The organism is Sulfurimonas sp., from assembly GCF_028714975.1.
Classification (GTDB): Bacteria; Campylobacterota; Campylobacteria; order Campylobacterales; family Sulfurimonadaceae; genus Sulfurimonas.
Genome location: NZ_JAQTLH010000005.1, coordinates 104,684 through 120,246, shown reverse-complemented (window position 1 = coordinate 120,246; position 15,563 = coordinate 104,684). Strand labels below are relative to the sequence as shown.

12 protein-coding genes and 1 tRNA gene are annotated in these 15,563 nt (G+C 27.0%); 11 read left to right on the top strand and 2 right to left on the bottom strand.

The window, feature by feature from the left end; genetic code table 11:
• The first annotated feature begins 120 nt into the window (after nucleotides 1-120).
• From PHQ93_RS06470 to PHQ93_RS06420, 11 genes are all read left to right on the top strand, one after another.
• Entirely contained in the window at nucleotides 121-1,392 is a 1,272-nt protein-coding gene (locus PHQ93_RS06470) for a plasmid recombination protein (protein WP_299942306.1), read from the top strand.
• A gap of 16 nt (nucleotides 1,393-1,408) precedes the next feature.
• On the top strand, nucleotides 1,409-1,573 hold the full coding sequence (locus PHQ93_RS06465) for a hypothetical protein (RefSeq protein ID WP_299942304.1): 165 nt from the start codon (nucleotides 1,409-1,411) through the stop codon (nucleotides 1,571-1,573).
• A gap of 328 nt (nucleotides 1,574-1,901) precedes the next feature.
• Entirely contained in the window at nucleotides 1,902-2,426 is a 525-nt protein-coding gene (locus PHQ93_RS06460; protein ID WP_299942302.1) for a hypothetical protein, read from the top strand.
• Between the two features lie 175 nt (nucleotides 2,427-2,601).
• Entirely contained in the window at nucleotides 2,602-5,784 is a 3,183-nt protein-coding gene (locus PHQ93_RS06455) for a helicase-related protein (RefSeq protein ID WP_299942300.1), read from the top strand.
• Between the two features lie 17 nt (nucleotides 5,785-5,801).
• The gene (locus tag PHQ93_RS06450) at nucleotides 5,802-9,221 is read left to right on the top strand and encodes an Eco57I restriction-modification methylase domain-containing protein (RefSeq protein WP_299942299.1); all 3,420 of its coding nucleotides are present in this window, start codon (nucleotides 5,802-5,804) and stop codon (nucleotides 9,219-9,221) included.
• Between the two features lies 1 nt (nucleotide 9,222).
• Complete coding sequence (locus tag PHQ93_RS06445; RefSeq protein ID WP_299942297.1) at nucleotides 9,223-10,890, top strand: AAA family ATPase; 1,668 nt, start codon at nucleotides 9,223-9,225, stop codon at nucleotides 10,888-10,890.
• 250 nt (nucleotides 10,891-11,140) lie between these two features.
• Complete coding sequence (locus PHQ93_RS06440) at nucleotides 11,141-12,040, top strand: sce7726 family protein (protein ID WP_299942295.1); 900 nt, start codon at nucleotides 11,141-11,143, stop codon at nucleotides 12,038-12,040.
• The gene (locus PHQ93_RS06435) at nucleotides 12,021-12,965 is read left to right on the top strand and encodes a sce7725 family protein (RefSeq protein WP_299942293.1); all 945 of its coding nucleotides are present in this window, start codon (nucleotides 12,021-12,023) and stop codon (nucleotides 12,963-12,965) included. Before PHQ93_RS06440 ends, PHQ93_RS06435 begins: the two co-directional genes overlap by 20 nt.
• Nucleotides 12,966-13,967: an RES domain-containing protein gene (locus tag PHQ93_RS06430; RefSeq protein ID WP_299942291.1), complete on the top strand. Its 1,002-nt coding sequence runs from the start codon at nucleotides 12,966-12,968 to the stop codon at nucleotides 13,965-13,967.
• Between the two features lie 20 nt (nucleotides 13,968-13,987).
• Nucleotides 13,988-14,317, top strand: coding sequence for a hypothetical protein (locus PHQ93_RS06425; protein WP_299942289.1), 330 nt, complete (start codon nucleotides 13,988-13,990; stop codon nucleotides 14,315-14,317).
• 29 nt (nucleotides 14,318-14,346) lie between these two features.
• Nucleotides 14,347-14,760, top strand: a complete 414-nt coding sequence (locus tag PHQ93_RS06420; protein WP_299942288.1) for a hypothetical protein — start codon at nucleotides 14,347-14,349, stop codon at nucleotides 14,758-14,760.
• A gap of 259 nt (nucleotides 14,761-15,019) precedes the next feature.
• On the opposite strand, the gene PHQ93_RS06415 is transcribed toward PHQ93_RS06420, so the two are convergent.
• Nucleotides 15,020-15,104, bottom strand: a tRNA-Leu gene (locus PHQ93_RS06415).
• Nucleotides 15,105-15,247: 143 nt separating this feature from the next.
• Complete coding sequence (locus tag PHQ93_RS06410; protein ID WP_299942286.1) at nucleotides 15,248-15,562, bottom strand: F0F1 ATP synthase subunit C; 315 nt, start codon at nucleotides 15,560-15,562, stop codon at nucleotides 15,248-15,250.
• Nucleotide 15,563: the final 1 nt, after the last annotated feature.

The window sequence follows — 15,563 nt, the reverse complement described above, 5'->3', positions numbered from 1 at the left end:
CTTCACCCATCTTATACTATCGTAGATAGTGTATAGTGGGTTATACCCTTTTTCTGCAAAATTAAAAAAAAGTGATTTGACAGCGTTATCATTTCTCAAATTTAAACAAGGATTTGAAAAATGGGACATGTATCAATAAGAATTAACTCAATTGACAATTTACAAGCAACAGGACAAATTAAACACGATATTAGAGTTAATCAACCTCACTACCTTAGAAACAAAGAAAGAGACAATATTATTTATATTGACGGACACATAATTTCACAGAATGACAATGACGAAGATAAGATAAGTCAATTATATGAATATTTAAAAAAAGTGAAAAATAAAAGTCGCCAAGACCATATAAAAATCAGTGAAGAAAAAACTAAAAGACGTTTTCAATTTAACACCAAATCTGCCATTGCAGGAATTATTACCTTTTCACCGACAATGAGCGAAGATTACCAAAAAAATCCCGAATTATTTTTGGAAATTATGAAAGAAACTTTAGCGGAGATTGAAAAGACTTTAAATACTAATATCATATATGCTGTCATACATAGGGACGAAAAGGTTGAACACATACATTTTATGGGAGAAAACTTCAACAGAGAAACAGGCAAGACGATTCAACGGAATATCAACAGAGAGAACCTATCCTTTTTACAAGATTTATCAGGTGAAAAATGGGGAGTGATGGGGTATCAAAGAGGGATAAAAAAAGATATTTCAGGACGTAAATATTATTCTGTTTTAGAAGGTCATAAAAAAGAGATGGAAGAGATTGAACAGGACTTAAAACAACAACTTCAAAATCTAAAAGACAGAAGATTAGAATTGTCAAAAATTGATATGGATTTGATTGGCAAAAAAGCCCAATATCAGGACATTACAGAACAGCAAACAAAAATCAGAGACGATATTAAAACAATCAAATCCACAAAACAGAAAATTGCTGAACAAATCAAACAAGATGCACAGGTGGTAATCGACAACTCAAAGGGGTTTATGGGTATTGATAAGGAAAAACTACACGAAGAAATTAAAAAAGTGTTGGTTCAATATTCAAATATAAAACCACAATTAAAAGAACTTCAAGATGTACAACAAGAAAAAGAGACACTTTCAACACAAAATGCAAAATTACAAGACACTCTAATGAAACAAAAGTCGTTTGTTCAAAACACTCTATCAGAAAACGCAGAAAATACCCAAAAAATCAAATTTCAAGTGGAAATGATAAAAACCATTACAGAGGACAAAAAACAACTGCAAGACGATTTAAACGACTTAGTCGAAGAGGTGAAAAAAAATAATCCCTCATTTAATTACAAAAGTTTTAAAGAAAATCGAAAATCTATTTATACTAAGCTTGTCGAAGACAAAAATAACTATATGAACAGATAAAAAAAGGTTGATAATTATGACAAATAAACAAAAATTAGAAAAATTAGAGAGTAAAAAAAATATAATAAAAGATTTAATAAAAGATAGGTATGACAATAATGAAGATGCACAAAACACCGTAATTCAGGCAATAACTACTCTTATGAACTTAGCAACAGAATTGTCAAAAGGTGGGAAATAATGCTTTTTTTTAGTTTATTCCTTGATTTCTTACTTGATATGTTTGACTTCATTGAAAGTCTGTTAAACTCACACTCACCTAAAAAAGACCGCAAGCCATCAATGAACAAAAATAATTATAATGATATGTTCTTATCATTATAATAGTTCAAAAAATAATTTTAAATAAAAGTAAAATAATGTGAGCATATAGAAAACTATATAGAAGATTTAAAAGATATTGATGTAGATATTTTTGATAAAATCATAATCTTTATTTATATAAGACAGCAATAAATACTTATTAAGTTAGTTAAAATTTTAATCAAATGTAAAAGGATCCCAATAATATGAAAAATTTTAAAAAGCTACACTATACCAATCTTATGAAAGATGGAAGAACTAACGGTAAATATAAAAAATTGTATAAAAAGTTAATGACAAAAAAAGAGATTAAAACGATAGATAAAATATTTGAATTTATGGAATATGCTTGTAATGACTTTGTTATGCATGATATTGAAGATTCAAAATTAGTAAAACTTGCAAACAAATTTACTTTGATTGAACAAAGTATTAGCGATAAGCAATGGGAAATTGCAAATTTTATAAGTCAAACTTTAACGCAACACCAAGAAGATTTTTTCCCTGAGTATATACTTGACGAGATAGATAATTTTGGCACAGAAGAACATTTTAAAAAGTATGGCAAAGAGTATAGAGAAAAATATTTAAAGTACCAGATATTACTTACGATAGATACCAAGTTTTCAGAAGCGATAGGATGTCTCTATTATGAAATAGAAAATAATAGAGACAATTTAAAACCAAAACTTACATTGAATGAACATATGTTTGGGAAGAAAGAAGATTAAAAATTATAATTTTTAAAATCTATTTGAAGATTTTGAGGGGTGATTCTTTCTTTTCTTAACTTTCTAATTTCTGTTAATCAACAAAAATTAGAAAGTTAAGAAGAGTTTAAAAAAGGTGGATGTTTGTTTTATTTAGATAAAATAAGATGCAAATCAATTATAAGAAATATAAAATATGAACTCCAAATTTTTCACAAATCAAGATACTAATACATTAGAGAATAGGCTGAAAGATATTCTCACACATTATGATATTAAAAACTTAGAATTTTTAATAGGTTATTTTAGAATTAGTGGTTTTAAAAAAATAGCCTCACTACTTAATAACATTGAAAAAGTTAGAATTCTTGTAGGTATTAATGTTGATAAACTTACTATTGATGCTAAGAATAGGGGTAAAAAATTCAATTTATTAGATTATGAAAAGTTTAATCAAGAGTTTGTTGATAATCAAAAAGATATTTTAGAAAAAGAAGAGTATTCTCAGTCGATCGATGAAAGTGTAAATTTATTTATAAAAATGATTGTTGAAAACCGCCTTGAAATAAAAATTTCACAAGATAAAAACATACATTCTAAAATATATATTTTACGAGAAAATAACATTGAGCGGCATGATGGAACTACTGAATACAGAGGTTCAGTTATTACAGGTAGCTCAAATCTTACTGAAAATGGTTTATCTAAAAATTATGAATTTAATGTTGAACTAAAATATAGTGAAGATATAGAGTTTGCATTAACTGAATTTGAAGACTTATGGGCTAAATCTATTGAAATTACTGAAACTGATATAGACACTATTAAGCAGAATAGCTATCTCAAAGAGATAACTCCTTATGAACTATATTTGAAATTTTTAATAGAACATTTTGAAGATAGAGTTGATTATGACTCTTCTGTTGCAGATGACTTACCAAAAGGATATATGAAGTTAGCATATCAAATTGATGCAGTTAATGAGGGATTATCTAAAATCAGAAGGCATAATGGCTTTTTTCTATCGGATGTTGTTGGACTTGGAAAGACTATAACAAGTGCAATGATTATTAAAAAATTATGTTTTGAGACAAAAGGTCAAATACTAATTATCGCCCCTCCGTCTATTGAAAAAGAGTGGGTTGAAACATTTAAAAGATTTCAGATAGGAAGTATTAGACACTTTGTATTTAAATCGTATGGAGCATTGGAAAAAATAAAAGATACAGAAGATTATGAAATGATTATAATTGATGAATCTCATAAATTCAAGAACTTTTCTACTTCGCGATATAAAGAGTTGGAGAGAATTTGTAAAGAAGAAGTTAAATACAAAAAAAAGATACTTCTTGTATCCGCTACACCATTAAATAACAAACCACAAGATATTGCTAATCAATTATATTTATTTCAAGATAAAAGAAATTCAACAATTGATTCACATCCAAATTTAGAAAGTTTTTTTGCAAGTATTGACAAACAATACAAAGAGATAATTGGTAAAAAAGAAAACTCTCTTGAATTATCTTCTAGTGAGCTGATTGAACTTGAAAGATTATCAAAAAGAGTTAGAGATAATATTTTACGAGAAGTAATGGTTAGGAGAACAAGAACTGATATACAAATAAATGAAACTTATAAAAAAGATTTAATAGAGCAAGGTTTAAATATTCCAATTATTAATCCTGTTATTGAACTTGAATATAAGCTAGATGATAATCTACTTGAAATCTTTGATAAAACGATTACAATTCTGACAAAAGATTTACAGTATTACAGATATCAGATTCTAGCTAATCTAAATCAATCTGGCAGAAAAAAATATGGACAAGTACAAGAAGGTTTTTTTGAAAAAAGTGCCTTAAGTCTTGCCGATATTATGAAAACGATGTTAGTCAAACGACTTGAAAGTTCATTCACTGCTTTTAAATCTACAATAAATAAACAAACTAAAAACCTTGACTATTTAATTCAAATGTTCAAATCAGGTGTTGTTTATATCCCTTCTAAACATTTCAATCTTTACGATATGATTGACAAGGATGAGGAAGACTTTGAAAGTAGAATTGATTATTTTTTAGAAAATGAAAAAATGAAAGCATTTGATTCAAGTGATTTTACAAATGAGTTTTTAGAACAATTAGAAAGTGATTTACTTATTTTAGAAGATTTAATAAACTTATGGAATAAAGTTGATTATGACCCTAAGTTAGAGAAATTTAAATCTATTTTAGATACTCACACTGAAGGTAAAATTGTAGTTTTTACAGAATCAAAACAAACTGCTCTTTATCTTGAACAAGAGCTTCAAGACTATAATAAAGTTTTAACTGTTCATGGTGGAAATAGAGATAAATTAAGAGACACCATTAGAGAAAATTTTGATGCTAATTATTCTACACAAAAAGATGAATATAATGTAATTATTTCAACTGACACTTTAAGTGAGGGTGTTAATATGCATCGGGCTAATATAGTTTATAACTATGATATTCCTTGGAACTCTACACGACTAATGCAAAGAATTGGTAGGATAAATCGTATTGGAACGAAGCATAGTGAAATCTTCATATATAACTTTAAGCCAACAGCTCAAAGTGAAAGCCTAATAGAACTATCTAAAAAAGCATTTATAAAATTACAAACTTTTCACCATGCAGTCGGAGAGGATAGTCAAATCTATTCAAAAGATGAAAAAGTTGGAACTGTTGCACTATACGAAACAGATATTGAAAAGCCTGACGAAGAATTGAAATATTTAGAAGAAATTAGAACTTTTAAAGAAGCAAATCCTAAAAAATTCAATGCACTATATAAATTACCTAAAAAAGTCAGAGTTCAAAGAGACATAGAAAATGTAAAAGAGGCTTCATTTGTTTTTATAAAGAACTATGAATCAAAGAACTACTACAAAGTTAATAATGAAAAATGTGAAGCAGTAAATTTTATTCAAATGGCGACAGAATTAAAAACTGATAGAAAAGAAGTGGCTATATTACCTATACAAAATTATCACTATGAGCATGTTCAAACTGCTATGAAATTTTATGAAAAAGAATTAAATGGTATCGCCCATCAAACTACAAATATACGAGTTGAACACAAGTTTGATAAACAAGCTATTAAGTTGTTTAAATCTTGGATAGATAAAGAGTTTATTGAGAAAGAAACATTTAATATTTTTACAAAAACAATTAGAGATGGTAAATTACAAAATCTTAGTAAGGAAGTAATTTCTATTTCTAAAAAATATCAAGATTATGAAATAGCTAAAGAAATCAATAAACTACAAGACAAATATAGTTTATTTGAAACAAAAAAAGAGCAACAAAAATTTAAAATTAATATGGATATTATTTTAAGTGAAACATTTGTTTAGCATTAAAAGGACAAGCCTTGGATATTAAAAAATTTTTACAATCAAGTTATAGCAAAGAAAATTTTATAGAGTTTATCTATGATAAGTTTTACGGATTTGAAGAGAATGATATTGACTACCAAATTCCAGATACTGAAGTAGAACAAAAAAATATTCAAAAATATAAATTTTTAGGGCAAGTTGCACTTGATGATGGAAAAGAAATAGGTTTTTTTGAATTCCTATCAACTGAAAAAGTAGATATCGAAAATAATAGGGTGTCTTTAAATACAATACTAAAAAAAAGAGTTGAAGACGAACTTCTTGATGGTGCAATAGCAATCTTTTATAATCCTTTAAAAAATGAAATATTTAGACTTTCTTTTATACGATTTAGCTATGATGAAGATAATAAGCAACAAGTGTCAAATCTAAAGCGATATACCTATGTGCTTGGGAAAGATATTGCTACAAAAACAGCATATTCTCAATTAAATGATTTAAAACATCCAAGTATAGAAGTCTTGCAAGATGCTTTTGGGGTTGAAAAAGTATCAAAAGAATTTTTCAAACAATATAAAGAATTATACTTTGAAATATCTGATTATCTAAATCCTCAAATGGCTTATTTTGGGAGTGAAATTAAATTAAAATTATTTACGAAAAAACTTTTGGGGAGAATTGTATTTTTATACTTTTTAGAAAAAAAAGGTTGGTTAGGAAGTGATGACAACTGGAAAAATGGAGATAAAAAGTTCTTAACAAAATGTTTTAACAATGAATATGATAAATACATACAATACGATAACTATTATATGGATATTTTACAACCTATATTTTTTGAAGCACTGAATGAAAAAAGAGAAAACGATTACTTTGAAAAATTAAAATGTAAAATGCCATTTTTAAATGGTGGATTATTTAGTAAAGATGAATTTGATACTTTAAATATCATATTAGACAACTCTCTTTTTAGAGATATATTTGAAATTTTTGATAGTTATAATTTTACAATTATAGAGGATTCTCCTGACGATAGTGAAATAGCAATTGACCCTGAAATGCTTGGTCGTGTATTTGAAGATTTACTTGAAGATAGAAAAGATAAGGGTGCTTATTATACTCCTAGAGAAATAGTTCATTATATGTGTCAAAAGTCAATTATAAACTATCTATTAAATTATTTTGACGATATAACAGCTATTGAAGAGTTGGTCTTTAATCAAAGTACAGATAATACTTTTATTAGAAAAAATGCAAAAGCAATAGAAAACCAATTATTCAATATAAAGGTTTTAGACCCAGCTATTGGTTCAGGTGCTTTTCCTATGGGTATGTTACATGAAATAGTTTCTGTTCTTTCAAATATTGATAAAACAGCTAATATTGGACAACTAAAAAGAAAAGTGATTGAAAATAGTATTTATGGAATAGATATAGAACAAAGTGCGGTAGAAATCGCGAAATTAAGATTTTGGTTAAGTATCGTAGTTGATGAAGAGGAACCAACACCTTTACCAAATTTATTTTATAAAATAATGGTTGGAAATAGCTTGCTAGAAACAATTCATGGATTTGACCCACTGGAAAAAGATTCAAACTCATTATTTTCTACCGATGAGACTATAATTGATGAAATTCAAATACTATTACACAAATTTTATAATGCTCATACTAACTCAGAAAAAACAAAAATACAAGAAAGTATAGAGCATAAAATCGATGATATACTAAATAAAAAACTTGATAAACACAATGAAGAATTAAAAAGTCAGTTAAATAATATAAATTTATTCGGTTTTGACAAAAAACAAACGGACATAATTCAAAAATTAAATGAAGATATATCTTTAACGGAATTAGTAAAAAAACGACCAACAACAGAACTATTTTTTTATAAACTGTACTTTGCTGAAGTATTAAATAATAAAGGTTTTGATGTAATAATTGGCAATCCACCATATATTAAGGAATATACTAATAAGTCAGCTTTTAATAGAACTAAGGTTTTAGAATGCTATCAAGGAAAAATGGATCTTTGGTATCTATTCGCTTGTAAAGGAATTGACTTATTAAAACCAAATGGTATTTTGTCTTTCATAGCAACAAATAACTGGATTAGTAATTTTGGAGCCTCAAAATTTCGGAATAAACTTTTAAATTCATCTGTCATTAAAGAGTTTATCGATTTTGGGGATTATAAAGTTTTTGATACTGCTGGAATACAAACAATGATAATGTTTTTACAAAAAAACATTAGTAATGAAAAATATACCTGTAATTATTCTAAAGTCATAAACAAAAATTTGTCAAAAAATGAATTATCAAAGTTTTTAAGAAAAAAATATAATCTTAAATTCTCCATATATAATTCTGTCATTATTAAAAAAGATTTAATTGATAAAAATATCACATTTCTAGAATCAGACATATCTTCTATTTTAGACAAAATTGAAAGTAATAGAAATTTTATTTTAGATAAAAAAGAAGAGGTGGCGCAAGGAATAGTAACACCAAATGACAATGTAACAAAACAATCTCTTGAAACTTTAGGAAATACTTTTGAACTCAATCAAGGTATATTTAACCTAACGACAGAAGAGAAAAATAATTTAAACCTCTCTGCTAAGGAATTATCTTTAATTAAACCTCTATATACTTCAAAAGAAATAGGACGATATAAATCTAACATAGAGAATGAATATTGGATAATATACACTGATAGTAGTTTTAAAAGAGCAGATAGTATGAACTCATATTCAAATTTAAAAATACATTTAGATAAATTTAAAAAAATTATAACTTCAGACAATAAACCGTATGGTATTCATAGAGCTAGAAATGAATATTTTTTTAAAGACGAAAAAATATTATCACTAAGAAAATGTGTTAATAGACCAGTTTTTACCTATGTTGATTTTGATAGCTATGTAAATCAAGCATTTTATGTAATAAAATCTAAAAGAATTAGTTTGAAATACTTAACGGCAATTTTAAATTCTAAATTAATAGCCTTTTGGCTCAAATATAAGGGTAAAATGCAAGGAGATAACTATCAAGTTGATAAAGAGCCTATCTTAGATATACCAATAAAAAAAATTGACAATACAAAGCCTTTCGAAATATTAGTGGATTATATAGTGTGTTTAAATTCATTGAATGAGCCAATTAATGAATATGTGTCAAATCAACATATCACAGAAAGTTTTGAAGAAATATTAGATGCGATGGTATATGAGCTATATTTTAGTAATGATTTTTCAAATAAAAATCTTGAATTTGTCTCTTATGTATCAAAAGAATATAAAAGTATTGAAGATAAAAAGCTTTCCGAAAAGATAGAGATCATCAATCAAACATTTAGCACACTCAAAGAACCTTATAATAAAATTCGTAATAACTTAATGCTAATTGACACAGAATTAAAAGAGATAATTAGCTATATCAAGAAGGTTTAGTATGTATAAAATAAATACACTTGATATTAAGTTTTTTAAATTTTTTTTAGACACAGACTCCTTAGAATTTGAAAATAAAAATATTTTAATTTATGGTGAGAATGGGAGTGGTAAAAGCACAGTATATTGGTCATTATACACATTATTACAAAGTAGTTTCAAGAATGATATAAAAATCAAGGAATACTTTACTCAATCAACACAAGAGAATGAAAATGAAAAATCTCTAGTAAATATTCATGAAGATGATGATGAAAAGTCATTTGTAAAAATTTCTTTACAAAAACCACACGCAGACAACAAATATTTTACTATTTCAAAAAACACAATAGATACAAATAAAGAAGATAAAATTATTGCAAATGCCAATTTAGCTAGTGATTTTATTAACTATAAATATTTATTTAGATTTTTTAATTTTTTACATAAAGAACATATTGATTTATTCTCTTTATTTGAATATGAAATATTTCATATATTGGATAAAGATGGTGTTAATCTTGGAAATTTATGGAATGAAATACTTGAGCTAAATAAACATAAACCTAGAAAGATTGTAGAAAAAACTGATTACATCAACTTAATATCGAAATTAGCTCAATTTAATAGCTTGCTGAGATCAAAAGTAGAAGATATAAATTTACCTACAAATACTTATTTAATAAAATTTAATTTTAAAGATATCAAGATAAAAGTAGAAATTATTAATGGAAAATATGACAAACAAGTATTGTTAAAACCTAAAATTAAATTAGTTATTACAGTCAAGAAAAGTAGTGGCGAGATGCTACCAGTTCATAGACCACAAAGTTATTTTAATGAGGCTAAATTAACAGCAATTGCACTTTCAGTAAGATTAGCAATTAGTCAAATAAAGCTAAAAGATAGTGAGTTAAAAATATTGGTTCTTGACGACTTACTGGTATCGCTTGATATGTCCAATCGTGATACAGTATTGAATATTTTACTAAATGATGATAATTTTAAAAATTTTCAATTCATTATACTCACGCATGATAAAGCTTTTTTTCAAATGGCTAAAAATAAATTTGATACTATTCAACGAAATAAATGGAAGTATTTTGAAATGTATGTTAATGATTCTGCAAGCATTGAAAAGCCATTAATTATCCCTCATGAAGATTATTTTATTAAAGCTGAATATTATTTAGTCAAACACGATTATCCAGCATGTGCTAACTATTTAAGAAAAGAAGCTGAAAGACTATTAAAGTATATCAATCAAAATCACTTAACAGATATAGTATTTAATCAAGATGAAGAATTTACTAAGTTTAAAGATATGCTTACTCAAGCTAAAGCTGATAATAATATTGGAAAGTATAAAGAGATACTAGATGCTATAGAAATATTAATTGAGAAAAGAGAATTTAAAGACTTTATTGATGATGAATTAAACGACAACCCTAAAAAAGATGAAATTTTAGTTTTTATGAGAAATGAATTAAAAATATTTCAAAATTTTAAAAAGAAAAAGATTCAAGATTTAAAACAAACATTAGAATCATTAGATGAATTCACAAGGCTATTACTAAATCCTTTATCTCATGATACTATGAAAGTTCCTATATATAAACAAGAACTTATTAATACTATACAAATTCTTAAAAAACTACATAGAGACATACATGGAGAGGAATTACCATGAGCACAAATATAAAAAAACTTGTTAGTGACATCTCGAATATTAATATATTAGAGAGAATATTATATTAAACTCTATTCAGAATATATTAGAATATCAAAATGACATCGTAGAAAGTGAATTTAAAAATAGAAAATCTTTTTAAAATTTGTGATGAACTGGATACTCAAATCAATAGCTCAAATACAAGCAGTTTTAAAAGAGGCTTTTGAAAAATAATGGTAAAATATAAAAAAGAACAAGGGGTTGGGTTGTGCAAAAAAACAATATAGCATTATCTTACCTTTTTACATCCAATGTTTTAAGAGATTTTTTTTACAATCATCATTCTGGGCGATTGGTGAAATTTTTTGATGAGTTTAATATGCTTGATAAAATTTATCAGAATATTACACTAAAAGATTTTTTTGAAAGCTCTTATAAACAACTTTTAAAAACATATCGAAATGAATATATTTTCAAGAATGCTATCGCCCAAAAAATCTTAATAGGACGACATTCTATAAACTCTTCTTCTTTATTTACGGAATTGCGTGTTGAAACATCTAAAGCTGATGTTGTCATATTTAATGGAACTTCACATGTATATGAAATTAAAACGGAACTAGATAATTTTGAGCGACTTGAAAGCCAAATTGAAAACTATAAAAAAGTTTTTGAATATGTGAATGTGGTTTCTGTAGAATCAAAAATAGATGAAATCAAATCTTTGATTGATGAATCAGTAGGGATAATTATATTAACAGATAAATACACGCTAAGGACAATACGCAAAGCTAAATCTGGTTTGAATAGACTTAATAAAGAATCTATGTTTAATCTTTTACGTAAAAATGAATATCTACAAATCATTCAGAAATTCTATAATTCTGTTCCTGACTTACCAAATACAAAAATTTATTCAGCTTGCAAAGAATTATTTATAAAGCTACCTATTGAAATTATTCATAAAGAAATGTTAAGAACTTTTAAAGAACGTAAAAATCACAAGAATTTCATTAGCACAATAAGCTTATTTCCTAATTCTCTAAAAATCGCAGTATTAGAATCAGACTTATCCATGGAAGAACAAAAAGATTTTTCATATCTATTAAATCAAAAGATGAATGTTATTTTTAACAAAAAGGATTACAATGTATCATCCATATCTTAGAGGTAAGCAGAACGAATTAATATTACTCAGAGAAAATGCCAAACTTATAACTAAATCGGCAATGGTACCTATTATAGAGCCTGTTAAAAAAAACTTTGCACCTTTAAATAAAGCTATAGAATCCCTAAAAAAAGAAAATACAGAATTTATTTTAGTGATTAACCCTAAGTATGGTGACTTTAAAAGTAATTCCCTCCCAATATTTGATAATACGATTAACACAATTTTACGTGAATATGATAAATACAGTATTGCATATATTGTAGATGCTGAAAGTAATTTATTGGAAGTTAAAGATTTCATAGATGATAATTTAGATAAATCTATTGTGATTATTCATAATGGATATCCAAAAGCTAAAGAACTAGCTGAGCTTACAGAAAGTTTTTCGAATATCAATAAACATATTTTTATGGATGCTCAATCAGGGAAGCTGTATCAAAAGCAATTTAAAAAAAATGGTATCCCGAGAATTTTAATACGTGATGGATTCAAAAAGAATAAAAATAGAGACTACCCTCATAAAGAACATTTTTCAGATTTGCATATTACATATGATGATGAAGGGATGGAGGGCTTTGGAGATTTTCTAATAGTAGGAGATGATTATTCAGAAAGTGGCGGTCCTGCATATGCTATTGCACTTCATTTAACATATTTAGAAGAAGATGAAGATATGTATATTCGTCATTTTGTTTCAGATAGAGTGGATACACCAACAGACCCAGCAGGAAAATTTCTAGAAGCTTTAGAAAAGTTAGTTAAAGCTGTCGAAGAAGAGAATTCATTGATATTAAAAACAGAAGCTTATCAACAATTTAAAAACTTTTTTGAAGAAGCCCATTTTCCAGGTCTTGGTTATGCAAAAAAACTATCTATGCAACATCACTTAGAGTTAATATCAAAATACTTACTAGAGCAATAAATGCTTTGTTGTTCAAATTGTTTTAATGATAATTTTCTTAGTGCTATTATTGAGGGAAAATCACATTCTAAAGGTGAATGTGATTTTTGTCATACATCAGATACTTCTTTAATAAATACAGAAATATTAAGTGCCTATATTGAACCACTATTGGAAAGATATGAACTATCAAACGAAGAAGGTTCATTAATTTCATCATTATTAAAAAATGATTGGAACTTATTTCAACAGTTAAATGATGAAACAACTTTAAAATTATTAGAAGACATCCTTCAAGAAAATATGAGTGGATTATATATTCCAACTAAACAAGAAAATGAAACTAAAATACTGAATTGGAAAGAATTTAAGGAAGAGCTTAAACATGTGAATCGTTTTTTTCCACAAAAATCACCAGATTATGAGCATTTACAAACACTTCTAAACTATATAATTTTACCGCAAAACGAAGTTCCAGAACTTTTTTATCGTGCAAGAATCAATATTGATATTGATAGTATTAATAAAAAAGATATGGGCAAGCCTCCTGTTAAAATTGCAAGTGCGGGACGTGCAAACCCTTTAGGAATTTCTTATTTATATACAGCTTCAAATAAAGAAACTGCCATTGCAGAAATAAGACCTCATAAAAAAGATTCAATTACAGTCGCAAGCTTTCAATCATCTGAAAAACTTATTTTTGCTGATTTAAGGAATCCGAGAAAGATTATCTCCCCGTTCAAACTTCCCGAAGGTGGAATAGCAGATTTGGAATTTTTAACGCATTTAGGTGACGAACTTTCAAAGCCAATTTTACCAAGAGAAGCACATTTAAAATATTTATCAAGTCAATACCTTTGCGAACTTATTAAACATTGTGGCTTTGATGGAGTTATCTATAAAAGTTCTGTTGGTGATGGTGATAACTATGCCATATTTTTTGATGACAAATTAAATGCTATTGAAACAGAAGTTTATATTGTAGAAAATATTCAAATTACCTCAAGCAGAATAGAATTGTAAAATTAACTAAAAGGAATTATATGCTATCGTTCAATGTATTTGTAGGAGATGAAGAAACTCCTTATGTAAAAACAAATTTTCAATTTGAGCACAATGGTGAAAATATTGATATTGAAATTCACTCAAAAATAATTAATGATGAAGTTGATAGTAATATCATAGAATTTGAAAATATAGCTCATTATTTTGTGGATGAAGATGAAGAACAACTTGAGTATCTTAAAGAAAATATGAATGAAAAATATATGTTGTTTGTTAATCACGTTCATAATAATTTACTTGAATTCTTTTATGAAGAAGAATATATCATACATAACGGCATTAAAAACATATTTAAAGAATATGTTTAGAGCTATAAAAATATTATAAGGAATAATAAATGGGAATTAACACTTACAACATAGATATTGAAACTGGGAGAGGAATAGAAATAACTACTCTCTACTTTGATGATAATAAAAATTCTTTAATACTTAAAAAATGGGAAGAAACCAATTTATTTTTACTATTCGAAAGAATGAAAAATAGTTATAAAGAAATAGTTAATTTTTTAGAGTTCAATAATCGCTCTGAAGAAGGAGACGAATGCATTGTTATAGGTAAAAATAATAGTCGTGATTATTCATATCTAATAGGTGAAATGAATGAGAGGATTGAAGACTGTTCTTTTTATCAAGATAATTTAGTGGAGAACTCTACAAAAGATAGATTTGAAGAATTTATACTCGGAGAATTGGCAAAATATGAATCTCATACAAATAGTATTATTGATATTCATACTTCTTTAAACTAAGTACAAACTCATTATTGTTATTAAATGAAACTTAATTTATTGTGCAATTAAATCACTGAAAATCAAAAATATTTTCATAATTGTGCAATAAAAGTGTGCAATAAGACTGTCAATAAGCTTACATTCTGACAAGTTAGAAAAACGAATTGATTTGAAAAAAAATTGATTGAATATAAGAAAAACAAATTTGTCCGTGAGAATACAATTACTTTTTTGTTTTTTTATTTATTGTTGAAAGCCCGTATTATAGGGAATTAAATGGTGCGGACGGGGGGATTTGAACCCCCACACACGTAATGCGCTACCACCTCAAGGTAGTGTGTCTACCATTCCACCACGTCCGCTTTTTTTACTTTTTCTTCTACTTTCACAATGCTTTGGAGCACTACCTCAAGGTAGTGTGTCTACCGTTCCACCACGGTCGCATAAGACATTTAAAGAGGTTGTGTTAAAACACCTAAAAGGTGCTTTAACTATTTAGATATAATTAACCTAAATATGGGTTTGCGTAAAGTGCTATAAGAGCAATTACAAGTGCGTAAATAACTTGAGCTTCGATCATCGCAAGAGCAATGAACATAGTTGTCATAAGTTTAGCACCTAAACCTGGATTTCTTGCAGTTCCTGCGATTGTTGCAGCAGCAGTATTACCCATACCGATAGCTCCACCAAGAGCAGCAAGACCAAGACCAAGACCTGCAGCGATCATTGAGTAAGCTTTAAGAGTTTGGTTTGCAACCTCACCGTCAGCAGCTAAAGCAGCAGTAGCTAAAGCTACCATTAAGAAAAGAATTTTTTTCATA